Annotated in this window: 27 protein-coding genes and 1 tRNA gene; 3 read left to right on the top strand and 25 right to left on the bottom strand. The window is 71.7% G+C overall.

Annotated features, from left to right (window positions below):
• The first annotated feature begins 14 nt into the window (after nucleotides 1-14).
• A complete protein-coding gene (locus G514_RS30140; RefSeq protein WP_157544619.1) occupies nucleotides 15-170 on the top strand; it encodes a hypothetical protein in 156 nt (51 codons plus the stop codon).
• Here G514_RS30140 and G514_RS0105855 read toward each other — a convergent pair whose 3' ends face one another.
• The 24 genes from G514_RS0105855 to argS form a co-directional block, all read right to left on the bottom strand.
• Nucleotides 171-1,304 carry an MFS transporter gene (locus G514_RS0105855; RefSeq protein ID WP_245582114.1) on the bottom strand — a complete coding sequence of 378 codons (1,134 nt, stop codon included), beginning with the start codon at nucleotides 1,302-1,304 and terminating at the stop codon, nucleotides 171-173. It abuts the gene before it with no gap.
• Nucleotides 1,305-1,336: 32 nt separating this feature from the next.
• A complete protein-coding gene (locus G514_RS0105850) occupies nucleotides 1,337-1,780 on the bottom strand; it encodes a DUF2550 domain-containing protein (RefSeq protein WP_028651035.1) in 444 nt (147 codons plus the stop codon).
• Nucleotides 1,781-1,830: 50 nt separating this feature from the next.
• On the bottom strand, nucleotides 1,831-2,244 hold the full coding sequence (locus G514_RS0105845; RefSeq protein ID WP_028650988.1) for a F0F1 ATP synthase subunit epsilon: 414 nt from the start codon (nucleotides 2,242-2,244) through the stop codon (nucleotides 1,831-1,833).
• Between the two features lie 33 nt (nucleotides 2,245-2,277).
• Nucleotides 2,278-3,732, bottom strand: a complete 1,455-nt coding sequence (gene atpD / locus G514_RS0105840) for a F0F1 ATP synthase subunit beta (protein WP_028650987.1) — start codon at nucleotides 3,730-3,732, stop codon at nucleotides 2,278-2,280.
• Between the two features lie 34 nt (nucleotides 3,733-3,766).
• A complete protein-coding gene (locus G514_RS0105835) occupies nucleotides 3,767-4,705 on the bottom strand; it encodes a F0F1 ATP synthase subunit gamma (RefSeq protein WP_028650986.1) in 939 nt (312 codons plus the stop codon).
• A gap of 27 nt (nucleotides 4,706-4,732) precedes the next feature.
• On the bottom strand, nucleotides 4,733-6,376 hold the full coding sequence (atpA, locus tag G514_RS0105830) for a F0F1 ATP synthase subunit alpha (RefSeq protein WP_028650985.1): 1,644 nt from the start codon (nucleotides 6,374-6,376) through the stop codon (nucleotides 4,733-4,735).
• Nucleotides 6,377-6,430: 54 nt separating this feature from the next.
• Nucleotides 6,431-7,231 (bottom strand): F0F1 ATP synthase subunit delta, encoded by an 801-nt coding sequence (locus G514_RS0105825; RefSeq protein WP_036563763.1) that lies wholly within the window; start codon nucleotides 7,229-7,231, stop codon nucleotides 6,431-6,433.
• The gene (locus G514_RS25155) at nucleotides 7,231-7,782 is read right to left on the bottom strand and encodes a F0F1 ATP synthase subunit B (protein WP_084151825.1); all 552 of its coding nucleotides are present in this window, start codon (nucleotides 7,780-7,782) and stop codon (nucleotides 7,231-7,233) included. Before G514_RS25155 ends, G514_RS0105825 begins: the two co-directional genes overlap by 1 nt.
• A 35-nt stretch (nucleotides 7,783-7,817) precedes the next feature.
• Nucleotides 7,818-8,069, bottom strand: a complete 252-nt coding sequence (locus G514_RS0105815; RefSeq protein WP_028650983.1) for a F0F1 ATP synthase subunit C — start codon at nucleotides 8,067-8,069, stop codon at nucleotides 7,818-7,820.
• Between the two features lie 73 nt (nucleotides 8,070-8,142).
• Nucleotides 8,143-9,054 carry a F0F1 ATP synthase subunit A gene (gene atpB, locus G514_RS25150; RefSeq protein ID WP_211222051.1) on the bottom strand — a complete coding sequence of 304 codons (912 nt, stop codon included), beginning with the start codon at nucleotides 9,052-9,054 and terminating at the stop codon, nucleotides 8,143-8,145.
• Nucleotides 9,051-9,497, bottom strand: coding sequence for an ATP synthase subunit I (locus tag G514_RS0105805; protein WP_028650982.1), 447 nt, complete (start codon nucleotides 9,495-9,497; stop codon nucleotides 9,051-9,053). Before G514_RS0105805 ends, atpB begins: the two co-directional genes overlap by 4 nt.
• Nucleotides 9,498-9,526: 29 nt before the next feature.
• On the bottom strand, nucleotides 9,527-9,739 hold the full coding sequence (locus G514_RS0105800) for an AtpZ/AtpI family protein (RefSeq protein WP_028650981.1): 213 nt from the start codon (nucleotides 9,737-9,739) through the stop codon (nucleotides 9,527-9,529).
• Between the two features lie 166 nt (nucleotides 9,740-9,905).
• Complete coding sequence (locus tag G514_RS0105795; protein WP_028650980.1) at nucleotides 9,906-11,045, bottom strand: MraY family glycosyltransferase; 1,140 nt, start codon at nucleotides 11,043-11,045, stop codon at nucleotides 9,906-9,908.
• Nucleotides 11,042-11,752: an L-threonylcarbamoyladenylate synthase gene (locus G514_RS0105790; protein ID WP_245582112.1), complete on the bottom strand. Its 711-nt coding sequence runs from the start codon at nucleotides 11,750-11,752 to the stop codon at nucleotides 11,042-11,044. The genes G514_RS0105795 and G514_RS0105790 overlap by 4 nt, the downstream gene beginning before the upstream one ends.
• A 5-nt stretch (nucleotides 11,753-11,757) precedes the next feature.
• The gene (prmC, locus tag G514_RS0105785; protein WP_028650978.1) at nucleotides 11,758-12,597 is read right to left on the bottom strand and encodes a peptide chain release factor N(5)-glutamine methyltransferase; all 840 of its coding nucleotides are present in this window, start codon (nucleotides 12,595-12,597) and stop codon (nucleotides 11,758-11,760) included.
• Complete coding sequence (gene prfA, locus G514_RS0105780) at nucleotides 12,594-13,667, bottom strand: peptide chain release factor 1 (RefSeq protein ID WP_028650977.1); 1,074 nt, start codon at nucleotides 13,665-13,667, stop codon at nucleotides 12,594-12,596. The genes prmC and prfA overlap by 4 nt, the downstream gene beginning before the upstream one ends.
• A gap of 191 nt (nucleotides 13,668-13,858) precedes the next feature.
• The gene (gene rpmE / locus G514_RS25145) at nucleotides 13,859-14,116 is read right to left on the bottom strand and encodes a 50S ribosomal protein L31 (protein WP_051246910.1); all 258 of its coding nucleotides are present in this window, start codon (nucleotides 14,114-14,116) and stop codon (nucleotides 13,859-13,861) included.
• 331 nt (nucleotides 14,117-14,447) lie between these two features.
• Nucleotides 14,448-14,819: a response regulator transcription factor gene (locus G514_RS0105770; protein ID WP_028650976.1), complete on the bottom strand. Its 372-nt coding sequence runs from the start codon at nucleotides 14,817-14,819 to the stop codon at nucleotides 14,448-14,450.
• Nucleotides 14,820-14,953: 134 nt separating this feature from the next.
• Entirely contained in the window at nucleotides 14,954-16,846 is a 1,893-nt protein-coding gene (gene rho / locus G514_RS0105765; protein ID WP_028650975.1) for a transcription termination factor Rho, read from the bottom strand.
• A 117-nt stretch (nucleotides 16,847-16,963) separates the two neighbouring features.
• Complete coding sequence (gene thrB, locus G514_RS0105760; protein ID WP_036563761.1) at nucleotides 16,964-17,848, bottom strand: homoserine kinase; 885 nt, start codon at nucleotides 17,846-17,848, stop codon at nucleotides 16,964-16,966.
• The gene (thrC, locus tag G514_RS0105755; RefSeq protein ID WP_028650974.1) at nucleotides 17,848-18,927 is read right to left on the bottom strand and encodes a threonine synthase; all 1,080 of its coding nucleotides are present in this window, start codon (nucleotides 18,925-18,927) and stop codon (nucleotides 17,848-17,850) included. Before thrC ends, thrB begins: the two co-directional genes overlap by 1 nt.
• Entirely contained in the window at nucleotides 18,924-20,228 is a 1,305-nt protein-coding gene (locus G514_RS0105750; protein ID WP_028650973.1) for a homoserine dehydrogenase, read from the bottom strand. Before G514_RS0105750 ends, thrC begins: the two co-directional genes overlap by 4 nt.
• Nucleotides 20,225-21,625 carry a diaminopimelate decarboxylase gene (gene lysA / locus G514_RS0105745; protein ID WP_028650972.1) on the bottom strand — a complete coding sequence of 467 codons (1,401 nt, stop codon included), beginning with the start codon at nucleotides 21,623-21,625 and terminating at the stop codon, nucleotides 20,225-20,227. The genes G514_RS0105750 and lysA overlap by 4 nt, the downstream gene beginning before the upstream one ends.
• The gene (gene argS, locus G514_RS0105740; protein WP_028650971.1) at nucleotides 21,622-23,277 is read right to left on the bottom strand and encodes an arginine--tRNA ligase; all 1,656 of its coding nucleotides are present in this window, start codon (nucleotides 23,275-23,277) and stop codon (nucleotides 21,622-21,624) included. The genes lysA and argS overlap by 4 nt, the downstream gene beginning before the upstream one ends.
• 85 nt (nucleotides 23,278-23,362) lie before the next feature.
• On the opposite strand from argS, the gene G514_RS0105735 reads away from it, so the two are divergent.
• Nucleotides 23,363-23,434, top strand: a tRNA-Arg gene (locus G514_RS0105735).
• A gap of 113 nt (nucleotides 23,435-23,547) precedes the next feature.
• Here G514_RS0105735 and G514_RS25140 read toward each other — a convergent pair.
• Entirely contained in the window at nucleotides 23,548-24,159 is a 612-nt protein-coding gene (locus tag G514_RS25140; protein ID WP_051246908.1) for a DUF2238 domain-containing protein, read from the bottom strand.
• 140 nt (nucleotides 24,160-24,299) lie between these two features.
• Between G514_RS25140 and G514_RS0105725 the strand changes: the two genes are divergently transcribed.
• Nucleotides 24,300-25,067, top strand: a complete 768-nt coding sequence (locus tag G514_RS0105725; RefSeq protein ID WP_028650970.1) for a hypothetical protein — start codon at nucleotides 24,300-24,302, stop codon at nucleotides 25,065-25,067.
• The last annotated feature ends 6 nt before the right edge of the window (nucleotides 25,068-25,073 follow it).

Below are 25,073 nucleotides of genomic sequence, written 5' to 3'. Positions count from 1 at the left end.
ATTAGTAACGGGGCATGAACCTCGCACCCCTGTGCCGCCACCACCACCGCCTCAAGACCCTGGCCGGGTGGCGCTACTGGCCCCTCGGACCACCCGGCACCTACCTCTGGCGCGACCCCCACGGCCTGCTCTTCGTGCGGACGCGAGACGGCACCCGAGCCCTCGAGTAGTCAGCGCCGGCTGACTCCTGCCGGCGCGCGGGTCGCGAAGACCGTCAGGGCCGCGGGCACCATCAGCGCGGCGACGGCCAGGAGCGCCTCGAGCGTGCCGACCGCGTCGCCGAGCGCGCCGAGCAGCGGCGGGCCGGTCAGGAAGGCGCCGTAGCCGATCGTTGAGACCACCGACACGCGCGCGGCCGAGCGGGCCGGGTCGTCGGCGGCGGCGCTCATGCCGACCGGGAAGCCCAGCGCAGCGCCCAGCCCCCAGAGCAGGATGCCCACGGCGACGAGCACGACCTGGTCGCCGAGCACGACCAGCAGCACCCCCGACCCCGCGAGCAGCGCCGAGGCCCACAGCACGGGCGGCCGGCCGAACCGGTCGAGGACCACAGGGCCGGCGAGGCGCCCGATCGTCATCGAGGTCACGAACGCGACGTAGCCGGTGACGCCGACCCAGTGGGCGACGTCGTAGCCGTCGATCAGCGCCAGCGAGAGCCAGTCGCCGGCCGACCCCTCGGCGACCGTGAAGGCCAGCACCATCACGCCGATGGCGATCGTGCGCGGCTCCAGCCAGGCGCTGCGGGCCCGCGGCGCGTCGGACTTCTCCTCCTCGGCCGGCAGGAAGTCTCGCGACCCGCGCGCGGACAGCACGACGGCGAGGGCTCCGAGCGCTCCGAGGTGGGCGACGAGCGGCACCGACAGCGCGGCCATCGGCACGCCCGCCGCTGCGCCGGCGATCGCGCCCATGCTGAACGCCGCGTGGAAGTGCGGCATGATCGCGCGGCCGAGCCCGCGCTCGACCTCCGCGCCCTCGACGTTCATGGCGACGTCCCAGACGCTGGTGCCGACGCCGTAGGCGAACAGGCCGACCCCCGCCACCGGCGTCAGGCCGAGGACCCCGGCGCCGAGAGCGGCCAGGGCGAGACCGCCGGCGGCACAGACCGATCCCCAGCGGACCACCCACCCGGCGGACCAGCGGTGGATGAGGGCGCCCGCCGAGGGCAGGGCCAGCACCGAGCCGACGGCGATGGCGAGGAGCAGGAGGCCGAGCGCGCCGTTGCCGAGCGAGAGGCCCTCGCGGAGGTCGGGGATGCGGCTGGCCAGCGAGGCGAACAGGAAGCCGTTGAGCGCGAAGACGAGCACCACGGCGTTGCGGGCCGCGAGGACGGGCGGGGTGCTCAGCGCGACCAGTCCGTCCCGGGCGGGCGCGACTCGAGCCAGGACTGGAACCCGGTGAGCGACTCGCGGCTCATCGCCAGGTCGACCGGGCCCTGCGGGCTGGCGCACTCGACGACGACGTGGTCGGGGTAGAGCACGGTGCGCTCGAGGCCCGCCGGCTCACGCGCGCCGTCGTAGGACAGCAGGGCGCGGTTCCAGGACCGCTTCGGCCGCGGCGCGAGGGTGAAGATGCGGAACCACTCCAGCTCCTCGCCGGAGTAGCGGCCCAGGCCCAGCAACCAGCCGCGGCCCGGCTCCTCGCCGGGCCGCAGTCGGTGACTGAGCTCGAAGGTCCCCCCGTGCCGAGACAGCACCCGACGGCGGATGACCAGGAGCAGGCCGTAGAGCAGGACGAGAAGCACCCCGAGGCCGGCTGCATCGAGCAGCTCCAACCACAGCGGCACTCCCCCATCCTTCCAGCCCCGTGAGGGGCGCTAGTGCCCAGTGGGGTGGGTCATGACGCCGAGCTCGCGCTCGAGTCGCGCTCGACGACCCGCAGGCGGGCCTCGGCCATCCGGATCCGGCGCTCCGCCTCGGAGCCGTCGGTCCAGTGACCCGACCGGGCGTCCTCGAGCAGCGCGCGCGCCTCCTCGACATCGACCTCGGTGGCGAGCTCGGCGCGCTCGGACAGGATCGAGACCCGGTCGTTGGCCACCGAGAGGAAGCCGCCGTCGGCCACCGCGAAGACGGTGTGGCCGTCCTCGGCGGTGATCTCGACGATCGCCTCGGTCAGGAGCGAGAGGACGGGCGCGTGACCGCGCAGGACGCCGATGTCGCCCTCCACGGTCCGCGCGATGACGAACGTGGCCTCGCCCGACCAGACCGTGCGGTCGGCCGCGACGAGCTCCACCGTGAGTGCGTCAGCCATGTCAGTTCAACCCGTCCGTCAGTCCTCGTCGGTTCACAGGCTCTTCTGGATCTCGTCCCACTTGCGCTCGACGTCGTCGAGACCGCCGCACATGAAGAACGCCTGCTCCGCCACGTGGTCGTAGTCGCCGTCGGCGATCTTGTTGAACGCCTCGATGGTCTCCGAGACCGGGACCGTCGAGCCCTCGATGCCGGTGAACTGCTTGGCGACGTAGGTGTTCTGCGAGAGGAACCGCTGGATGCGGCGCGCCCGCGACACGATGATCTTGTCCTCCTCGGAGAGCTCGTCGACACCGAGGATCGCGATGATGTCCTGGAGCTCCTTGTTGCGCTGGAGGATCTGCTTGATCCGGATCGCGCAGTCGTAGTGCGCCTGGCCGATGTACTCGGCCGAGAGGATCCGCGACGTCGAGGTCAGCGGGTCGACCGCCGGGTAGATGCCGAGCGAGGCGATCTCGCGGGACAGCTCAGTGGTGGCGTCGAGGTGCGCGAACGTCGTGGCGGGCGCCGGGTCGGTGTAGTCGTCGGCCGGCACGTAGATCGCCTGCATCGAGGTGATCGAGTGACCGCGCGTCGAGGTGATCCGCTCCTGGAGCGTGCCCATCTCGTCGGCGAGGTTGGGCTGGTAGCCCACCGCGGACGGCATGCGGCCGAGCAGGGTGGAGACCTCGGAGCCGGCCTGGGTGAACCGGAAGATGTTGTCGATGAAGAGCAGCACGTCCTGGTTCTGGACGTCGCGGAAGTACTCCGCCATCGTCAGCGCCGACAGCGCCACCCGCAGGCGGGTGCCCGGCGGCTCGTCCATCTGGCCGAAGACGAGGGCGGTCTGGCCGATGACGCCGGCCTCCTCCATCTCGGTGATGAGGTCGTTGCCCTCGCGGGTGCGCTCGCCGACACCGGCGAACACCGACACGCCGCCGTGGTCCTTCGCGACGCGCGCGATCATCTCCTGAATGAGCACGGTCTTGCCGACGCCGGCGCCGCCGAACAGGCCGATCTTGCCGCCGAGGACGTACGGCGTGAGCAGGTCGATGACCTTGATGCCGGTCTCGAACATCTGGGTCTTGGACTCGAGCTGGTCGAAGGCCGGCGCCTTGCGGTGGATGCTCCACCGCTCCTTGACGTCGAGCTCCTCGCCCACCTCGAGGTTGAGGGGCTCGCCGAGCATGTTGAAGACCTTGCCGAGCGTGGCGTCGCCGACGGGCACCGTGATCGGGCCTCCGGTGTCGAGCACCTGCGCGCCGCGGACCAGGCCGTCGGTCGGCTGCAGCGAGATGGCGCGCACCATGCCGTCGCCGATGTGCTGGGCCACCTCGAGGGAGAGCGTCCGCGTCTCGCCGGCGAGCGCGAGCTCGCACTCGAGCTTGTTGTAGATCTCGGGCATCGAGTCGATGGGGTACTCGATGTCGACGACGGGCCCGATCACCCGCGCGACCCTGCCCGTGGCGCCCGGGCCGGTCTCCTTGGTCTCCTCGACCGTTGCGGTCATTTCATCTCCTCGATCACTGGTCTGGCTCGGTGTCTCAGGCCTCGGTCTGGGCGTCGGCGAGCGCGTTCACGCCGCCGACGATCTCGCTGATCTCCTGGGTGATGCCGGCCTGACGGGCCTGGTTCGCCACCCGGGTGTACTTCTTGATGAGCTCGTCCGCGTTGTCGGTCGCCGACTTCATGGCCTTCTGCCGGGCCGCGAGCTCGGAGGCCGCGGCCTGGAGCAGGGCGTAGAAGATCCGGCTCTGGACGTACTGCGGGAGCAGCGCGTCGAGGACCGCCTCCGGCGAGGGCTCGAACTCGTAGAGGGGAAGCACCTCGCCGTCGCCCGTCCGGTCGCTGTGCCCCTCACCCTGAGGAGCGTCGTCGGCCTCGACCACCTCGAGCGGCAGCAGCCGGATCGCGGTGGGCTCCTGGGTGAGCATCGAGCGGAAGCGGGTGTAGACGACGTGGACCTCGTCGACGTCGCCCTCCTCGCCGGGGTCCTTCACGAAGCTGTCGATCAGGGTGCGGCCGACCTCGGCCGCCACGTCGTAGGACGGCTGGTCGCTGAAGCCGGTCCAGGACTGGACGATCGGCCGCTGCCGGAACCGGTAGTAGGCCTCGCCCTTGCGCCCGCTGATGTAGAGGTCGATCTCCTTGCCCTCGGCGCGGAGCCGCTCGGCGAGGCGCTCGGCCTCCTTGAGCACGCTCGAGGAGTAGGCGCCGGCCAGGCCGCGGTCGCTGGTGATGACCAGCACGGCGGCCCGGGTGGGGTTCTCCTCCTCCTTGGTGAGCGGGTGGTCGACGTTGGAGTACGTCGCCACCGCGGACACGGCACGGGTCAGCTCGCGGGCGTAGGGAGCGGCCGCCTGGGCCCGCTGCTGCGCCTTGATGATGCGCGACGCAGCGATGAGCTCCATGGCGCGCGTGATCTTCTTCATCGACTCCGTCGACTTGATCCGCGCGCGGTACTCACGCAGCGATACAGCCATGCTCGCTCCTTCCCCTCGTCCTGGTCCTCAGCCGCGCTTCTGCTTGACGATCTGCTCCTGCTCGAGCTCGTCGTCCTCCATCGCCTCTTCCTTGACCTGGTCGCCGACGTGGATCGAGCCGCCCTCGGACGTCTCGAACTGCTCCACGAAGGTGTCGTAGGCCTCGGCCACCGCCGACTCGGTGTCGTCGGTGAACTGCAGCGAGTCGCGGATGCCGGCGAGGACCGACTCGTGCGAGCGGCGCAGGTAGTCGAGGAACTCGCTCTCGAAGCGCGCGACGTCCTCCACCGGGACCTTGTCGAGGCGCCCGGAGGTGCCGAGCCAGAGCGACACGGTCATCTCGTCGACCGGGTAGGGCGAGTAGGCCGGCTGCTTGAGCAGCGCCATCAGCCGCTGGCCGCGGTCGAGCTGCTGCCGCGACGCCGCGTCGAGGTCGGAGGCGAACATCGCGAAGGCCTCCATCGCGCGGAACTGCGCGAGGTCGACCTTGAGCGAGCCCGTGACGGTCTTCATCGCCTTGGTCATCGCGGCGCCACCGACGCGCGAGACCGAGATGCCGACGTCGATGGCCGGCCGCTGGTTGGCGGCGAACAGGTCGGACTGCAGGAAGATCTGCCCGTCGGTGATCGAGATGACGTTGGTCGGGATGTACGCCGAGACGTCGTTGGCCTTCGTCTCGATGATCGGCAGGCCGGTCATCGAGCCCGCGCCCAGGGCGTCGGAGAGCTTCGCGCAACGCTCGAGCAGGCGGCTGTGCAGGTAGAACACGTCGCCCGGGTAGGCCTCGCGGCCCGGCGGGCGGCGCAGCAGCAGCGACACCGCGCGGTAGGCCTCGGCCTGCTTGGTGAGGTCGTCGAAGATGATCAGGACGTGCTTGCCGTCGTACATCCAGTGCTGGCCGATGGCCGAGCCGGTGTAGGGGGCGAGGTACTTGAAGCCGGCGCTGTCGGAGGCCGGTGAGGCGACGATGGTGGTGTACTCCAGCGCGCCGGCCTCCTCGAGGGCGCCGCGGACGGCGGCGATCGTCGAGCCCTTCTGGCCGATCGCGACGTAGATGCAGCGCACCTGCTTGCTCGGGTCGCCGGACTCCCAGTTCGCCTTCTGGTTGATGATCGTGTCGATCGCGATCGTCGTCTTGCCCGTCGAGCGGTCGCCGATGATCAGCTGGCGCTGGCCGCGGCCGATCGGGGTCATGGAGTCGATCGCCTTGATGCCGGTGGCGAGCGGCTCGCCGACCGACTGGCGCGCCATCACGCCCGGCGCCTGGAGCTCGAGCGCGCGGCGCTCCTCCGCCTCGATCTCACCGAGGCCGTCGATCGGGGTGCCGAGCGGGTCGATCACGCGGCCCATGAACGCGTCGCCCACGGGGACCGAGAGGATCTCGCCGGTGCGGCGGACGCTCTGGCCCTCCTCGATGCCCTCGAAGTCGCCGAGGATGACGACGCCGATCTCGCGGGTGTCGAGGTTCAGCGCGAGGCCGAGCGTCCCGTCCTCGAACTCCAGCAGCTCGTTCGCCATCGCCGACGGCAGGCCGGCAACGCGGGCGATGCCGTCGCCGGCGGTCGCGACGGTGCCAACCTCCTCCTTGGCGGCCGCGGACGGCTTGTAGTCGTCGACGTACTTCTGGAGCGCGTCCCGGATCTCCTCCGGGCGGATGGACAGATCGGTCATGTTCCTTGTCCCCTTGAGTGGGTTGAGTCCTGTGTGTTCGGTGGTCAGTAGTGCTCAGCCGGCGAGCCGGCGGCGGGCATCGGCCATGCGGCCGGCCACGGAGCCGTCGATGACGTCGTCGCCGATCTCGACGCGCAGGCCGCCGATGAGCGAGGAGTCCTCGATGACGTGCAGGTGGACGGTCGCGGCGTAGGTCTTGCTGAGCGCCCCGCTGAGCCGGTCGACCTCGGCCTTCCCGAGCGGCTTGGCGGTGTGCACGACGGCCAGCAGCTCCTCCTGCGTGCCGGCGGCGACCTGCTCGATCACCTCGAGCGCGCGACCGATGGGCAGTTGACTGTGCTCGGCCAGGTGCACCAGCTCGAGCGTGGCCGGCAGGACCTTGCCGTCCAACATCGCGTCGAGGAGCGCGCACTTGTCGTCGTCGCTACGGGATCGGTCGCTCAGCGCCTCGCGCAGCTCAGGGTTGGCGACGACCATCTGTGCGATGGAGAACAGCTCATCAGTGACCTGCGGGGCCGCGGCTCCCGCCGAGCGGACCAGGGCCTGGATGCCGAGCTCTTCGAGCACGTCGGCCAGATCGGCCGGACTGGTCCAGCGCTCCTGCACCGCGGTGCGCGCGACGTCGAGCGCACGGTCGTCCAGCTTGCTGGAGAACACGTCGTTCGCGAGTCCCACCTTGGCCTCGGCCTCGAGCGAGGCATCGGTGCAGATACGCCGGAGGGCGGGCTGGGCCCTGAGCACCGCGGCGACCGCCAGCAGCTGCGCACCGAGCACGGCCGTCTCGTCGAGCGCACCGGAGTCACCCATCCGCTGGATCAGGTCCTTGCGCGCTTCGGCGGAGGCTCCCCTGAGCATCAGCCGACCCCGTCCTGTGCCTTGGCCACCTCGAAGGACTCGAGGTCGGACAGGAACCGGTCGACCACACGGGCGCTGCGCTCGTCGTCCTCGAGGCTCTCGCCGACGATCCGGCCGGCCAGCGTCGTGGCCAGACTGCCGACCTCCGCGCGCAGCGAGGCGAGCGCCTGCTGCCGCTCGGCGGCGATCTGAGCGTGTGCGGACTCGACGATGCGTGCCTTCTCGGCCTCACCCTGCTCACGCAGCTCCGCGACGATCTGGGCACCCTCCTCGCGGGCCCCCTCTCGGAGACGGTTGGCCTCCTTGCGGGCGTCAGCGAGCTGGGTCTTGTACTCCTCCTCGGCGGAGGACGCCTGCTGCTTGGCCGCCTCGACCTCTTCGAACTCCGCGCGGATGGCGTCCTGACGAGCCTCCATCGCCTTGTTGATCGGCGGGATGACGTAGCGCGCGAGCAGGTAGAACAGCAGCGCGAACGCACCGAGCTCGACGAAGAACGTGCCGTTGGGGATGAGGAAGTTGCTGGTCTCCTTCTCCCCCTCTTCGGCCGCCAGCGTGAGCTGCGTGAGGATTGCCGGGAGGGCCACGATCAGGCGCCGAGGACGAAGACGAACAGGGCCATGAACGCGAGGTTGATGAAGAACATCGCCTCGACCAGACCCACGGTCAGGAAGAAGATGGTCTGGAGTCGACCCTGGGCCTCGGGCTGACGGGCCACGCCCTCGATGTAGGACGAACCGGCCAGACCGTCACCGACACCGGCTCCGATGGCGCCACCGGCGAGGGCGATGCCACCACCGATGAAGGCACCGGCCAGCTCGACAGATCCTTCTGCTGCCATTTGACTTTTCTCCTTGTATTGCGGCGCTGCATCAGCGCCTCGGGATTACCTCTGAAGACGAGCGACCGGTCGGTCAGCTCGCCGGTACGGGGGTCCGCTCCGCGGAAGCGGCCTCGTCGTCGCCCACGTGGTCGTCGAGGTCCGCGACCTCGTCGCCGTGCCCGCCGTGGTCGTCGCCGTGACCGGCACCGGCCATGGCGAAGTAGAGCACGGTGAGCAGCGCGAAGATGAATGCCTGGATGACGCCGATCGCCGCGTCGAAGCCCTTCCAGAGCAGGTTGGGCGCCCACAGGATGTAGATCGGCATCAGCGTGATCAGCGCCAGCATGATGCCGCCGGCGAAGATGTTGCCGAAGAGTCGCAGGGCCAGCGTGACCGGCTTGATGAGCTCCTCGAGCAGGTTGAGCGGGAACATCACCGGGAACGGCTCGAAGAAGTGCTTGAAGTAGCCCTTGGCGCCCTTCGTCCGGATGCCGTAGACCCAGACGCTCACGATCGTCACCAGGGCCAGCGCGTAGGTGAGGTTGGTGTCGGCCGTCGGCGCGGGCAACAGGTGGGTGTCGTGGTTGAGCTCGGTCGGCAGGATCTCGAGCCAGTTGCAGAACAGGATGAAGAAGAACAGCGAGATCGCCAGCGGCGCGGCGTAGGGGTGCACCTTGCCGAGGTTGTCCTCGACCTGCTTGTTGACCTGGCCGACGATCGCCTCCCAGATGAGCTGGAGCTTGGTCGGGACGTGGTCGTCGGCGTCCTTTGTCAGCGCGCGCCGGGCAAGGAAGCCGAGCAGCAGCACGAGCGCACCCGCGACCAGGGTCGAGATGATCGTGTCGATGTTGAAGGTGAGCCCACCCGCGGTGCGGGTGGTGTGCTCGCCGATCGTGATCTCCGCCTTCTCGTGGTGGTCCTCGGTGAGGGTCATGACGATGCCGACCGCGAGCGACCCGATGGCCACGACGAGGGCACCGAGGCGGATGTTGCGCAGCGTCATTGGCTCTTCAGCTCCTTGAGGAGGGGGATCGTGGTCATCGCCAGGGCGATGAGGCGGAAGACGGCCAGCCCCAGTAGTACCCCGATGCCGTCGGGCCAGAAGACCACGGCCACGGTGACTGCCACGGCGGTCAGGGCGAGGAGACGGACCATGGTCGAGCGGATCATGACCGCCCGGGTCGGCTCGCGGCCGGCGGTGAGCAGGCCGAGGAGCCAGCGCTCGGTGACCAAGTGGTTGAGCAGGCCGAGGGCGACGCCGACCGACAGCGAGATCGCCAGGCGCCACTCGCCGAGCTGGCCGAGGATCCAGAACGAGGCCACGGCGAGGACCAGGCCGACGATGATGGCCTTGCGCTGGTCGCGGAGCACCTGTCCGAGGCCGGCGCGCTGCTGGGGAACGACGCCGGCGGGGGTGCCGGCGGGGGTGACGACGGGATCAGGCACGGGCGGCCACCTCTCGGCCGGGGCGGCGGCTACTTGAGGGCGCTGCGGACGCGGGCCCAGAAGCCCACGCCACCGGCGAGGATGCCGGCGAAGACGCCGGCGATCGTGAAGACCGGCTCGCTGTCGAGCGCCCGGTCGAGCAGCAGGCCGAGCAGCGTGCCCGCGACGACGGCGCCCGCGAGGAGGCCTCCGAGCCCGATGAGGTCACGACCCCGCAGACCGGCGTCGGACGGCTCTGGCATCGAGCGAACCTAACACGGCGCGCCCGTCCCCGGATGCGGGGAAGCGGGGCAGTCGTCATCGTCGGCGGCCGTCCTGGTCGGGGGTGAATCTGAGTGCAACCTGAGTGCTTGTGAAAACTAGCACAAAGTCCGGGAGCGCTTGAACCCGGGGTAGGTCCCCACCTTCTCAGCCAACTTCTCGCCCAGGCAAACGGGGGCGGTGCAGCCGGGGCAGGAGGAAGGTCAGCACGACGGTCGTGAGCGTCATCGCGCCGACGGTCCCGACCACCCACCAGCCGCTGTAGAGGCTGGCCAGCACGGTGCCGAAGGCGACGAGCGCGGCCCACAGCCACATGATGAACACCGCCCGCCGCTGGCTGTGCCCGATCTCGAGGAGACGGTGGTGCAGGTGCTGCTTGTCGGCGGCCAGCGGTGACCGGCCGGCGCGGGTGCGGCGTACGACGGCCAGGAGCAGGTCGGCCATCGGCACGACCAGCAGCGAGATGGGGAGCAGGACCGGCAGCAGGGTCGGCAGCAGGCTGGCGCTCGAGCCATCGGCGCCGCGGCTGAGCTGGTCGGGGGTGAACTGGCCCGACAGCGTCACCGCGCTGGCCGAGAGCACCAGGCCGATCAGCATGGAGCCGCTGTCGCCCATGAACAGCCGGGCTGGGTGGAAGTTGTGCACCAGGAAGCCGATGCAGACACCGGCGAGCGCGATGCTGAGGAACGCCGCGGTGTTGGCGCGGTCGGTGCCGTTGAGCCTGGTCAGGCTGTAGGCGAAGGTGAAGAACGCCAGCGCCCCGACGCCGACCACGCCGGCGGCCAGCCCGTCGAGACCGTCGACCATGTTGACGGCGTTGATCGTCGCGACCACGAGCAGGCCGGTGAGCAGCGCGCCCTGCGCCGGGTCGAGGGGGTACTGGTCGCCCTGCGCGTCGGAGAAGAAGACGAACTGGATGCCGAAGGCCACCAGGAAGCCCGCGGCGAGCACCTGGCCGCCGAGCTTGGTCAGCGCGTCGAGCTCGAAGAGGTCGTCGAGCACGCCGACCGCGCAGATCAGCGCGCCGGCCACGAGCACGATGCCCGCATCGCGGAACACCAGTGGCGAGCTGGTCGACAGGAACGGCAGCTCGCGGGCCACGAGGTAGGCCGCGACGAGGCCGCCGAGCATCGCCAGACCGCCGAGGTAGGGGATCGGCTCGTCGTGGACGTCGCGGTCGCGCACCTTCGCGACGGCTCCGGCCCGCAGCGCGATCTCGCGGGCGATCACCGTGAGCAGGTAGGTGACCGCACCGGCCACCAGGAAGACGAGGATGTACTCCCTCACGCCCCGGCGTCCCCGGTGGTCTCGGACTCGGCGGCACCGGCAGGGGCGTCGGGATCGGGGAGCGACTGGTCGAGCGGCGCGAGCACCTCGTTGAGCCGCTCGAGGCTGATCGCCCCCATCCGCAGGACCCGGCCGGGTGTGCTCGTGGCGTCGACGATCGTCGAGGCGGCCCCGCCGGGCGACGTGCCGGCGTCGACCACGACGTCGACCTCGTCGCCGAGCATCTCGACGGCCTGGTCGGCATCCGTCGCGGCCGGGCGGCCGGTGAGGTTGGCCGAGCTCACCGCGAGCGGGCCGGTGCGCTCGAGGATCTCGAGGGCGACGGGGTGGTCGGGCATCCGGACCGCGACGGTGCCGCGGGTGTCGCCCAGGTCCCACTGCAGCGAGGCGTGCGCCTGGCACACGAGCGTCAGCGCGCCCGGCCAGAACTCGTCGACCAGCGCGCGCGCCCACGTCGGCACCCGCACCGCGAGCGCGTCGAGGGTCGTGGCCGCGGAGACGAGGACGGGCGGCGGCATGTCGCGGCCACGGCCCTTGGCGTCGAGGAGGGCCTGGACGGAGTCCTTGTCGAAGGCGTCGGCCGCGAGGCCGTAGACCGTGTCGGTGGGCAGCACCACCAGCTCGCCGCGCTGGATCGCGAGGCTGGCCGCCTCCACGGCGGCGCCGCGCTCCTCGTCCGTGGTGGTCGGGAGGCGCTGTGCTGGCACGGGGGTCATCGTGCCAGCCGTGCCGTGGTGAATCGAGGACGGCCTGCCAGGTCGCGGTGGTCGCGCACCTCGGCCCAGCGGCCCGCGCCGGTCAGCACCGCCGGGACCGCCTCGCCCTGGACGTCGGCGTGCTCGACGCCCAGCACTCCCCTGGGCCGCAGCAGGTCGGCGGCGCGGACCGCGAGCAGGCGGATCGCGTCGAGGCCGTCGGCGCCGGAGAACAGGGCGAGGTGCGGGTCGTGGTCGCGCGCCTCGGGCGCGACCGACTCCCAGGCGTCCAGGGGGACGTACGGCGGGTTGCAGACCACGACGTCGACGCTGCCGAGCAGGTCGTCGAACGCCGTGAACGCGTCGCCGAGGCGGAGGTCGACGCCGGTGCCGGCCAGGTTGCGCTGCGCGTAGCCGTGGGCCGCCTCGTCCAGCTCGACCGCGTGGACCTCGGCCTCGGGCACCTCGTCGGCGAGGGCCTTGGCGATGGCTCCGGAGCCGGTGCAGAGGTCGACGACGCGACCCGCCCCGAGCCGGCTCGCCTCCTCGACGGCCCATCCGGCGAGGAGCTCGGTCTCGGGGCGCGGGGTGAACACTCCCGGCCCGACCTCGAGGCGGACGTGCCGGAACCACGCCTCGCCGGTCAGGTGCTGCAGCGGCTCGCGATCGGCGCGCCGGGCGACGAGGGCGTCGTACCGCTGCTTGGTCGCCGGCCCGACGTCGTCGGCCAGCGCCAGCCGCGACCGGTCGGTGCCGAGCACGTGGGCCAGCAGCTCGGCGGCGTCGTGGTCCGGGCTGGGTACGCCGGCCTCGGCGAGGAGCGCGGCCGCGCGGCGTACCGCCTCGCGGGGGGTCACTGCTCCAGCGCGGCGATGCGGTCGGCCAGGTCCATCTCGACGCAGGAGTCGAGGACGGGCTGGAGGTCGCCGTCGAGCACCTGGTCGAGGTTGTAGGCCTTGTAGCCGGTGCGGTGGTCGGAGATGCGGTTCTCCGGGAAGTTGTAGGTGCGGATCCGCTCGGACCGGTCGACGGTGCGGACCTGGCTGCGCCGGGCGTCGCTGGCGGCGGCGGCGGCCTCCTCCTGCGCGGCGGCCAGGAGCCGGGCGCGGAGGATGCGCATCGCCTGCTCCTTGTTCTGGAGCTGGCTCTTCTCGTTCTGGCAGCTCACGACGATGCCGGTCGGGACGTGGGTGATCCGGACGGCTGAGTCGGTCGTGTTGACGCTCTGGCCGCCGGGGCCGCTGCTGCGGAAGACGTCGATGCGCAGGTCGTTCTCGTTGATCTCGACGTCGACCTGCTCGGCCTCCGGCAGCACCAGCACGCCTGCGGCACTGGTGTGCACGCGGCCCTGCGACTCGGTGACCGGCACCCGCTGCACACGGTGGACGCCGCCCTCGAACTTCAGCAGGCCGTACGGCGCCTCGCCGGGCTCGGGCGTTCCCTTGGCCTTCACGGCGAGCGTGACCGACTTGTAGCCGCCGAGGTCGGACTCGGTGGCGTCGAGGATCTCCACCTTCCAGCCGCGCTGCTCGGCGTACCGGGAGTACATGCGGAGCAGGTCGCCGGCGAACAGCGCCGACTCCTCCCCGCCCTCGCCGGACTTGACCTCGAGGATGGCGTCCTTGTCGTCGGTCGGGTCGCGCGGCACGAGGAGCAGGCGCAGCTTCTCCTCGGCGGCGTGGCGGCGCGCGGTCAGCGTCTCGACCTCGTCGGCGAACGCCGGGTCCTCGGCGGCGAGCTCGCGGGCGGCCTCGACGTCACCGCCGAGGTCGTCCCAGTCCTTCTTGGCGGCGAGGATCCTGCTCAGCTGGGCGTAGCGCTGGTTGAGCCGCTTGGCCAGCCGGGCGTCGGCGTGCGTCTCGGGCGCGCCGAGCTGCTGCTCGAGCTCGGCGTGCTCCGCCGCCATCGAGTCGACCGTCTCGAACACCGCTCCTCCTCCGCCTGGGCCGGTCCTGCGACCGTCGTGCCACGACCGATCCGGCGCAATCGCGGCGATTCGGCCCGGTTTCACGTGTGAAACAGAGCATTTCCGGCGCGATTGCGCTGATTCGGTCAGTTGGTTGAAACGACAAGCGCCGACCCAGGCCCCGGGAGGCATGGGTCGGCGCTCTAGAGAAGCTAGGAGCTCGCGTCGGCCTTGTCGGCGTCGTTGGCGGCGTCCTTGGCGGGCGCCTTCTTGCCGTAGCGCGACTCGAACCGGGCCACGCGGCCGCCGGTGTCGAGGATCTTCTGCTTGCCCGTGTAGAACGGGTGGCACTGCGAGCACACGTCGGCGTGGATCACGCCGTTCTTGGCGGTGCTGCGCGTGGTGAACGTGGCGCCGCAGGTGCAGGTGACCTCGGTCTCCACGTAGTCGGGGTGGATGTCGGCCTTCATGGTGTCCTCTCTCGTGCCCCGGGTCGCCTTCGCTCTGACGCGAGACGTGAACCGGAGCCAGTGGTCCAGCGTAGACAACGCGCTCCGGACGGCGCGAATTCCCACGCCCCGATCGGCCTCCGACCGCGCGGATCGCGCCGGGACGAGCCAGGCGGGTGTGAGCCGCAATGGGAGCGTGGGAGCGCAGCGACCCGGTAGTTCCGAGCGAAGCGAGGCGCCCCGCGATCGGCCTCCGAGCCGTGGCGACCGCGCCGAAGCGAGTGCAGCGAGCGAGGCGCCGCGAGCGCAGCGAACAGTCGCCGCGGATTGGGGGCCGAAGCTCGCGGGGGTATCAGACAGCTCGGGCGAGCAGCGCCTCGACCCGGGACGCGAGGTCCTTGGGCGAGAACGGCTTGGTGATGTAGTCGTCGGCGCCGGAGTCGTAGCCGGTCTGCACGTCGGACTGCTGGGCGCGCGCGGTCAGCAGGATCACGGGGATGTCCTTGAGGGCCGGGTTGTTTCGGATCTCGCGGACCGCCTCGAGGCCGGTGAGGCCGGGCATCATCACGTCGAGCACGGCCAGGTCCGGGTGGGAGTCCCGGCACGCGTCGACGGCGGAGCTGCCGTCGGCCACCGTCACGATCTGGTGCCCGAGGGTCGCCAGTTTGAACTCCACGAGGTCACGAATGTCGACGTCATCGTCGGCCACCACGATCACTGCCACTGGCCTGTCCTTCCCCCGCACGTGTCTGACTCTGACCCGAGTATCTGCGAGTCGGACGCCCCGCGTGGCAGAACCGGCAAATCGGCCCGAACGCCGCTAGGAGGTTGCCGGACAATGCCGCGGACAGCAGGTTCCTAGGACCGCTGGGCGGCGCTCAGCAGCTCGTAGTTGGTGCCCGTCTTGCCGAGCTTGTCGAGCAGCCCCGCCACGCCGGTCCCCCGGTCACCGGTCAGCCCCCGGCGCACCTTCTCCAGCACGGCGTGCTCGTGCTCGCCGACCAGCTCCGCCTCGTGGCGGGTGCCCGACTGGGCCAGGTCGACCGCCGGGAAGACCCGCGCGTCGGCCAGCTCGCCGTCGAGGCGCAGCACGAGGTTCTCCGTGCCGGTCAGCTCCTCGTTGACGAGTGCGTCGACCGGAGAGCTCGTGTCGGAGAGCGTCGTGGCGAGGATCGTCAGCGAGCCGCCGTTCTCGAGGCTCCGTGCGGCCCCGAACAGCCGCTTGATCGCGGTGAGCGCCGCGGCGTCGACGCCGTTGGCCAGGGTGCGGCCCGACGCCGGCCCGGCGACGTTGTAGGCCCGGCCGAGCCGCGACAGGTTGTCGATCAGCACCACGACGTCGTGGCCGAGCTCGACCAGCCGCTTGGCGCGCTCGACCGCGAGCTCGGCCACCGTCGTGTGGTCGCCCGGCGCCTGGTCGAACGTCGACGCGATCACCTCGCCCTTGACCGACCGCTCGAAGTCGGTGACCTCCTCGGGCCGCTCGTCGACCAGGACCACCATCAGATGGCACTCCGGGTTGTTGGTGGTCACCGAGGCGGCGACCGACTGGAGCAGCGTCGTCTTGCCGGCCTGGGCCGGCGCCACGACCAGGCCGCGCTGGCCCTTGCCGACCGGCGTGACGATGTCGACGACCCGCCCGATCACGTTGTCCGGGCCGGTCTCGAGCCGGAGCCGCTGGTGCGGGTGGACCGGCGTCAGGTGGCCGAACTCGACGCGGTTCTTGGCCGCGTCGGGATCGGTGCCGTTGACGCTGTCGATGCGCACCATCGGGTTGAACTTCTCCTTGCGCTCGCCCTCGCGGGGCTGGCGCACCTGGCCGACGATCGCGTCGCCGCGGCGCAGGGCGTACTTGCGGACCATCGAGAGCGACAGGTAGACGTCGTCGGCGCCGGCGAGATAGCCGCTGGTGCGGACGAACGCGTAGTTGTCGAGCACGTCGAGGATGCCGGCCGCGGGCACGAGGACGTCGTCCTCGAGGATCGTCGTGTCGGGCTCGCTGCGCCCGCCCGTGCGGGTGCGGTCGCGGTCGCGACCACGACGGCGCCGGTTGCGGCGACCGCCCTCGTCGCCGTCGTCCTGCTGGTCGTCGTGGTCGTCCTGCTGGTTCTGCCGGTCCTGCTGGTTCTGGCGGTCCTGCTGGTTCTGGCGGTCCTGCCGGTCCTGCTGGTTCTGGCGCTCCTGGCGGTCCTGGCGGTCCTGCTGGTCCTGCCGGCCCTGGCGGTCCTGCTTGCCCTGCTGGTTCTGCTGGTTGCGCTGCCCGCCCTGGTTGTCCTGGCCGCCCTGGCCGCCCTGGCCGCCCTGGCGGTTCTGGCGGTTCTGGTTGCGCTGCTGGCCCTGCTGGCGGCCCTGGCCGCCGGTCGAGCGCTCGTCGTCGGCGCCGTCGTCGGACTGCTTGTCCTCGGGGGTGGCGTCGTCGGAGGTGCGCTCCTCGCGCTGCTGGCGCTCGCGGCGCGAGCCGCGGTCCTGCTGGCGGGGCTCACGCTCCTGCGGGGGCTCCTGCGCCTCGCGCTCCGGTGCGGGCTCGTCCTGACGAGCGGACCGGCCTCCGGACTCGCCGCCGGACTGGCCGGCCTGGTGGGCCTTGATGGCGTCGAGCAGCTGGGCCTTCTTCATCGAGCTCGCGCCCGGGATGCCCAGGCCGCCGGCGAGCGACTTGAGGTCGGCCAGCAGCATCGTGTTGAGGCCGCCGCGCTTCTTCGTCGCCTTGGCGACGGGCGCGTCGGTGGTGGTGTCCTGGGTGTCGGTCACTGTTGTCCTTCGCTGCGCCACGCAACCTGCGAACAGCAGGGGTCGGCGCGAAGTGGAAGAGGTGGAGTGGCACCTCAGATGCGGTGCCGCGCCGAGAACCGGCGCACGACCAACGTATCAAACGACGGGCAGCACGACGGCGCCCCGGGTGTCGACGGCGAGCCGGTGGTGCGCCCAGCCGTCGGGGCAGTACGCCGCGACGTCAGTGCCGTCGACGACCAGGCAGAGCACGGTCGGCCCGGCCCCGGAGACGACCGCGGCCAGCCCGTCGGCGCGCAGCCGGTCGACGACCTCGAGCGAGGCCGGCATCGCCGGACGCCGGTAGTCCTGGTGGAGGTAGTCGCGGGTGGCCCGCCACAGCTGGTCGGGGCGGGCGGCCAGCGCGGCGACCAGCAGCGCGGCCCGGCCGGCGTCGGCCGCCGCGTCCGCGTGGGGCACCGTCGAGGGCAGCAGCCCGCGCGCGACCTCGGTCGAGAGCGGGTCGGGCGGCACGAGGAGCACGGCGCCGACCCGGGCGTCGACGGGCGCACCCACGGCGTAGGTCTCACCCCGGTCGTCGCGCCCGGAGATCACGAAGCCGCCGTGCAGTGCCGGGGCGACGTTGTCGGGGTGCCCCTCCATCGACACGGCGAGCTCGAGCAGCGCGGCGTCGTCGAGCGACTCCCCTCCCCCGTCGACCAGCGCGCGGGCGAGCACGAGCCCGCCGACGATGGCCGCGGACGACGAGCCCAGGCCACGCGCGTGCGGGATCGTGTTGCGGCAGGTCAGTCGGAGCCCGGCCGGCTGCCCGCCGAGCACGTCGAACGCCGCCCGCATCGCCCGCACCACGAGGTGGCCCTCGTCGCGCGGCACCTCGGCGGCCCCCTCGCCGGAGACCTCGACCACCAGCCCGGAGCCGGCGACCTCCGCCTCGAGCTCGTCGCGCAGGTCGAGCGCGAGGCCGAGCGAGTCGAACCCCGGCCCCAGGTTGGCCGACGTCGCCGGGACGGTGACGCGCGCCATCAGCGCAGCCCGGCGGCCTCGGCGGCCTCGGTCACGTCGGCGTCGATCACCGACTCGACCAGCGGGCCGAACCCCTCGAGCGCGGTCGCCGTGTCCTTCAGCCCGTGGCCGGTGACCGTGACCACGACCGTGCTGCCGGCGTAGGAGTCGCCCTGCGCGAGGTCCGCGAGCAGCCCGGCGATGCCGGCGGCCGACGCGGGCTCGACGAACACCCCGTCGTTCGCCGCGAGCTCGCGCTGGGCGGCGAGGATCTGGTCGTCGCTCAGCGAGCGGAACCGGCCTCCCGACTCGTGCGCGGCGGCCTCGGCGAGCTTCCACGAGGCGGGGTTGCCGATCCGGATCGCGGTCGCCCGGGTCTCGGGGTCGGGGAACGGCTCGCCCGTGACCAGCGGCGCCGCGCCCTCGGCCTGGAAGCCGTGCATCCGCGGCTTGCGCGTGGCCATGCCGAGCTCGAAGTACTGCCCGTAGCCGAGCCAGTACGCCGCGATGTTGCCGGCGTTGCCGACGGGCAGCAGGTGGTAGTCGGGGGCGTCGCCGAGGAAGTCGACGATCTCGAACGCCGCGGTCTTCTGCCCCTCGAGCCGCACGGGGTTGACGGAGTTGACCAGCGCGACGGGGTACTCCCACGCCAGCGCCTTCGCCAGCTCGAGGCAGTTGTCGAAGTTGCCACGGACCATGACCACCCGGGCGCCGTGCAGCACCGCCTGCGCCATCTTCCCGGCCGCGATCTTGCCCTCCGGCACCAGCACGAGCGGGGTGAGCCCGGCCTTCGCGGCGTAGGCGGCCATCGAGGCCGACGTATTGCCTGTGGAGGCGCACACGACGGCCTTGGCGCCGTCGTGCACGGCGACCGAGATCGCCGCGGTCATGCCGCGGTCCTTGAACGAGCCCGTGGGGTTGTCGCCCTCGACCTTGAGCCACACCTCGGCGCGGGTCAGCCCCGAGAGCCACGCGGAGTGGACCAGCGGCGTGCCGCCCTCGCGGAGCGTGACCGCGGTGGTGCCTTCGGGGATCTCGAGCAGGTCGCGATACTCCTCGATGACCCCTCGCCACTGGTGGGTGCGCCGTGGTGCGGTCATTCGTCGCCACCCTCGACGCGCATCACCGAGGTGACCTCGCGCACGATGTCGAGACCGCGCAGGTGCTCGACGGTGGCGGCCAGCTGGGCGTCGGTGGCGCTGTGGGAGACCACGACGAGCTGGGCGTCGTCGTCGCGGCCCTCCTGGCGCACGGTCTGGATCGAGACGCCGTGCTCGGCGAACGCGTGGGCCACCGTCGCGAGCACGCCGGCCTTGTCGTCGACGTCGATCGCGACGTGGTAGCGGGTCACGGTCTCGCCCATCGGCAGCACCGCGCGGTCGGCGTACGCCGACTCGCCCGCGCCCCGCTTGTCGGCCAGCACGTTGCGCGCCACCGTCACGAGGTCGCCGAGCACCGCGCTGGCGGTGGGCGCGCCGCCGGCGCCGGGGCCGTAGAACATCAGCTGGCCGGCGGCCTCCGACTCCACGAACACCGCGTTGAAGGCCTCGCGGACCGAGGCCAGCGGGTGGCTGCGCGGGATCATCGCTGGGTGCACGCGGACGGCGACGCTGCTCTCGCCGTCCTTGCCGGGCCGGAGCTCGCAGATCGCGAGCAGCTTGACCACCGAGCCCATGTCCTTGGCCGACTGCACGTCGGCGGCGGTGACCTCGGTGATGCCCTCGCGGTGCACGTCGGAGGCGGTGACCCGGGAGTGGAAGGCGAGCGAGGCGAGGATCGCCGCCTTGGCGGCGGCGTCGAACCCCTCGACGTCGGCGGTCGGGTCGGCCTCGGCGTACCCGAGCCCCTGGGCCTCCTCCAGCGCCTCGGTGAACCCGGCGCCGGAGCTGTCCATCTTGTCGAGGATGAAGTTGGTGGTGCCGTTGACGATGCCGAGCACCCGGGTGACGGTGTCACCGGCCAGCGACTCGCGCAGCGGCCGCAGGATGGGGATCGCACCGGCCACCGAGGCCTCGTAGTAGAGGTCGCGCCCGGCCTTCTCGGCGGCCTCGAAGAGCGTGGGGCCGTCCTCGGCCAGCAGCGCCTTGTTGGCGGTGACCACGCTGGCGCCGTTCTCGAGCGCGGAGAGGATCAGCGTGCGGGCGGGCTCGATGCCGCCGATCACCTCGACGACGAGGTCGACGTCGTCGCGGGCGACGAGCGCCGCGGCGTCGGTGGTGAGCAGCCCGTCGGCGATCTCGACCTCGCGCGGGGCGTCGAGGCGGCGGACGGCCACCCCGACCAGGTCGACCGGTGCGCCGACGCGCGCGGCGAGGTCGCCGGCCTGCTCCTGGAGGAGCCGGACCACCTGCGACCCCACCGAGCCGCAGCCCAGCACCGCGACCCTCAGTCGTCTGCTCATGGGGCCATCCCAACATCCGTGGCCAGCAGGTCGTCCATCGTCTCGCGGCGCACGACGACCCGCGACCTGCCGTCGCGCACCGCGACCACCGGCGGGCGAAGCGAGTGGTTGTAGTTGGAGGCCATCGACCGGCAGTAGGCGCCGGTGCCCGGCACGGCGATCAGGTCGCCCGGGCGGACGTCGCCGGGCAGGAACTCGTCCTTCACCACGATGTCGCCGGCCTCGCAGTGCCGCCCGACCACGCGGGAGAGCACCGGGGTGGCGTCGGAGCGGCGGTTGACGAGCGTGCAGGAGTAGTCGGCGTCGTAGAGGGCGGTGCGGATGTTGTCGCTCATGCCGCCGTCGACGGATACGTAGGTGCGGCTGGCGCCGCCGTCGAGGGCGACCTCCTTGACGGTGCCGACCTCGTAGAGGGTGCACATCGCCGGGCCGACGATGGCGCGCCCGGGCTCGACCGAGAGGCGCGGCTCGTCGATGCCGAGGGCGCGGCACTCGTGCTCGACGATCTTGCTCATCTCGATCGCGAGCTGGGCGGGGTCCGAGGGGTCGTCCTGGGTCGTGTAGGCGATGCCGAAGCCGCCGCCGAGGTCCATCTCGGGCAGCGTCACCGCGAGCTCCTCGGAGATCCGCGCGTGGAGGGCGAGGACGCGGCGCGCGGCCACCTCGAACCCGGACGAGTCGAAGATCTGGCTGCCGATGTGGGAATGCAGGCCGAGCAGCTCGAGGCCCGGCGCCTCCAGCACGCGGCGCACGGCGTCGTACGCCGCCCCGTTGGTGATCGAGAAGCCGAACTTCTGGTCCTCGTGGGCGGTGGCGATGTACTCGTGGGTGTGCGCCTCGACGCCCGCCGTCACGCGCACCATCACCCGCTGGGTGCGGCCGAGTCGCTCGGCGGTCTCGGCGACCCGCTCGACCTCGTGGAAGGAGTCGAGGATGATCCGGCCGACCCCGAGTGCGACCGCGCGCTCGATCTCCTCGACGCTCTTGTTGTTGCCGTGGAAGCCGACGCGCGCCATGTCGAACCCGGCCCGCTTCGCGACGGTCAGCTCGCCGCCGGAGCAGACGTCGAGGCAGAGCCCCTCCTCGGCCACCCACTGCGCGACCGCCGTGCAGAGGAACGCCTTCCCGGCGTAGAAGACGTCGTAGTCGGCGAACGCGTCGCGGAACGCGCGGGCCCGCGCCCGGAAGTCGGCCTCGTCGAGGACGTACGCCGGGGAGCCGTGCTCGGCGGCGAGCTCGGTGAGCGGCACGCCCCCGACGGTCAGCACGCCGTCCTGCTTGTGGGCGGTGCTCGACCAGAGCGGGGCCACCAGGGCGTTGGGGTCCGGCGGCTCGCGCAGCCACGAGGGCGCGCGCAGCGCGCCGGGCGCGTGCGCCCAGCCCGCCTCGTGGGTCACATCCGCTCCGGCGCGCTGACGCCGAGGAGCGCGAGGCCGTTGGCGAGCACCGTGCGGGTCGCGTCGACGAGCACCAGCCGCGCCCGGTTGAGGTCGGTCGCGTCCTCGTCGCCCATCGGGAGCACCCGGCAGTTGTCGTAGAAGCGGTGGTAGGCCGCGGCGGTGTCCTCGAGGTAGCGGGCGATCCGGTGCGGTTCGCGCAGGTCGGCGGCCGCCTGCACGACCCGCGGGAAGTCCGCGAGCGCCCGGAGCAGGTCGCCCTCCTTGTCGTGGGTGAGCAGCTCGGCGTGCGGCTCGGGCGCGAGGCCGAGCTCGGCGGCGTTGCGCAGGATCGAGCTGACCCGCGCGTGGGCGTACTGGACGTAGAAGACGGGGTTGTCGCTGGTCGCCTTGGTCCAGAGGTCGATGTCGATGTCGAGGTTGGTCTCGATCGAGTTGCGGACCAGCGCGTAGCGCGCGGCGTCGACGCCGATCTCCTCGACCAGGTCGAGGAGCGTGACGATGTTGCCGCTGCGCTTGCCCATCCGCACCACGCTGCCGTGGCTGAGGAGGTTGACCATCTGGCCGATGATGATCTCGAGGTTCCTGCCCGGCTCGTCGCCGAACGCCGCGCACATGGCCATCAGCCGGCGCACGTAGCCGTGGTGGTCGGCGCCGAGCAGGATGATGCACCGGTCGAAGCCGCGGTCGCGCTTGTCGAGGTAGTAGGCGAGGTCGCCCGAGAGGTAGGCCGGCTGGCCGGTCGACCGCACGATGACGCGGTCCTTGTCGTCACCGAACTTCTCGGTGGCGAGCCACTTCGCGCCGTCCTTCTCGTAGATGTTGCCGAGCTCGGTCAGCCGGTCGATGGCCCGCTGCACCGCGCCGCTCTCGTGCAGGTCGTTCTCGTGGAACCACACGTCGAACGGGACCCGGAACTCCTCGAGGGTCCGCTTGATCTCCTCGAACATCAGCGGCACGCCGAAGGCCCGCATCGACTCCCGCCCCTGCTCGTCGTCCTGGTCGGCGACCTCGGGGTGCGCGGCCAGCACCTGCTGCGCGATGTCGGTGATGTAGGAGCCTTGGTAGCCGTCCTCGGGCACCTCGCGGCCCTTGCCGCGGGCCAGCAGGCTGTTTGCGAACCGGTCGATCTGCGCGCCGTGGTCGTTGAAGTAGTACTCCCGCGCCACCTCCGAGCCGGTGGCCTCGATCAAGCGGCTGATCGTGTCGCCGACCGCCGCCCAGCGGGCGCTGGCCAGCGTGACCGGGCCGGTCGGGTTGGCGCTGACGAACTCGACGTTCACCCGCTCGCCCGCGCCGGTCTCGCTCGTGCCGTAGCGCTCGCCCTGCGCGACCACCTGCTCGGCGATGACGCCCTGGGCCTCCGCCGCGACCGTGATGTTGAGGAAGCCCGGCCCAGCGATCTGGACGTCGGCGACGTCGTCCAGCTTCACCAGCCGGTCCTGGATCTGGACGGCGAGGTCGCGGGGAGCGAGCCCGGCCTTCTTGGCCAGCTGCAGCGCCACGTTGGTGGCGTAGTCGCCGTGCTCCTTCTGGCGCGGTCGCTCGACCGTCACCGCACTCGGCACGCCGTCCGGGAGGGTGAGCGCACCCTCGTCGGACAGCGTCGCCAGCACGTCGACGATCGCTGCGGACAGCTGCTCAGGAGTCACCGGCCAAGGGTATCGGCGCGCCGGACGCGCCTCGGCAGTGGTTTCGCGACGGTGGACAACGACGGGTATGGTCGTCCCGCCCCGAGCCCCCGTAGCTCAGGGGATAGAGCACCGCCCTCCGGAGGCGGGAGCGTAGGTTCGAATCCTACCGGGGGCGCTCGTTTCGAGTCCGGATCAGAGCACCGCGCTCTGCCCGATGGCGGGAGCGTAGGTTCGAATCCTACCGGGGGCGCTCGTTCGTACCAGGTCCGCCACGAGGCTCGCGACCTCTCAAGCGCGCGGCGCGGGCGCCGGCCGGGCCCGCAGGTACCACACGGCGAGGGCGGCGGCCACGGCGCCGAACGCCCCGAGCGTGAGGTCGCCCAGCGTGTCTGCGTAGGCCTCCGGCAGCTCGTCGGAGAGCTGCATGAACGCGAAGAACTCCGCGATCTCCCAGACGAGCGCCGCCGTCACGCCGAACGCCAGCGCCCGCTCGAGCAGCGGCAGCAGGGGCGACCCCGGGACGGTGGTCAGCAGGAGGACGGCGGACGCGAGCAGCCCGGTGTTCGCGAAGTGCATGAAGTCGTCGAACCAGACCACGGTGTCGTAGAGGTCGAGCCGGTTGCCGAGGAAGTCGGAGAAGCACGTCAGCGTGACGAAGAGGTCCGCGAGCCACGGGAACACGACGCGGTCACGCCAGAAGGTGAACCAGACGACCGGGATCGCGAAGGCCAGCAGCGGGTAGGAGATCGCCCGCAGCCCGGCCGCCTTGTCACGCAGGTGCGACGAGTCCGGGTAGGCGAGCGCGGCGATGATCAGCAGCACCAGGCCGGCCTTGGCGGTCAGGTTCAGCCCGCGCACGGTCTGCGGCCGGACGGGGCGCTGGAGCGCGAGGTCCGTCATGTCGATCGATCCTAGGTCGGGCCGGTCCGGTCGCTGACGGCAGGCACGAATGGTCCGATCGGATCATGGACACCCGCGCCGGCTTGCGTCGAAGGTGGGGTCCGACCGCGCGGGGGCGCGGCCGGGACGAAGGGCTGGCCATGGAGTCACTGGGCGAGCCGGGTCCAGCGACTCCCCCTCACGACTCGGCGATCGAGGCCCCCAAGCCGCAGGCGACCACGGCGCACGAGCCGCGCCGCGGCCTGCTCGGGGACTGGGAGCGCACCGTCGCCGTCGTCATCGGGCTCGTGACGCTGACGGCCGCGCTGCTGACCTACGTCGCGGTGCTCCAGGACGACGCGTCCTCCGACGCCCGGGGGCAGGCGACGCTCGAGACCCTCCAGGTGCAGCGCCAGGAGCTGGTCGGCGCGGTGCGGGTGCAGGGCGAGGAGGCGGCGGCCGACCGTCACCGCGGCGCGCTGGCCGAGGCGGAGGCGCTCGAGGCGGAGGCGGGCGCGGAGGAGTCCGCCGGGCACCACGAGCGCGCGGGCCAGCTCCGGGCGCAGGCGCGGGAGGTGCGGTACGTCGCCGACAGCTTCAAGGAGACGGCGTTCGACCCCGGGCGGATGAGCGGCCCGACCTCGACGGGGACCTACGACACCGCGCGCCGCCTCGACACCATCGAGGGCTACGACGCGTTCCAGGCGATCCAGCCCGACCAGCCCGCCCACACCGCGAAGGTCGCCGACGACCGGCACGACCAGAGCGTGCGGACGCTGCTCTGCATCCTGCTGCTGCTCCTGCTCGCCGTGCTCCTCACGCTGGGCCGGATCCTGCCGGCCCGCACGCGCGGCCCGGTGCTGGTCCTGTCCGTGCTCGGGTGGCTGGCCGCGTGCGCGGGCGCCGTCGTCAACGCGATGGCCGGCTGAGGCACC

It is taken from the genome of Nocardioides halotolerans DSM 19273, from assembly GCF_000422805.1.
GTDB lineage: Bacteria > Actinomycetota > Actinomycetes > Propionibacteriales > Nocardioidaceae > Nocardioides > Nocardioides halotolerans.
Note: the sequence above shows the minus strand (reverse complement) of the source record. Positions and strands in the feature narration are given on the sequence as shown.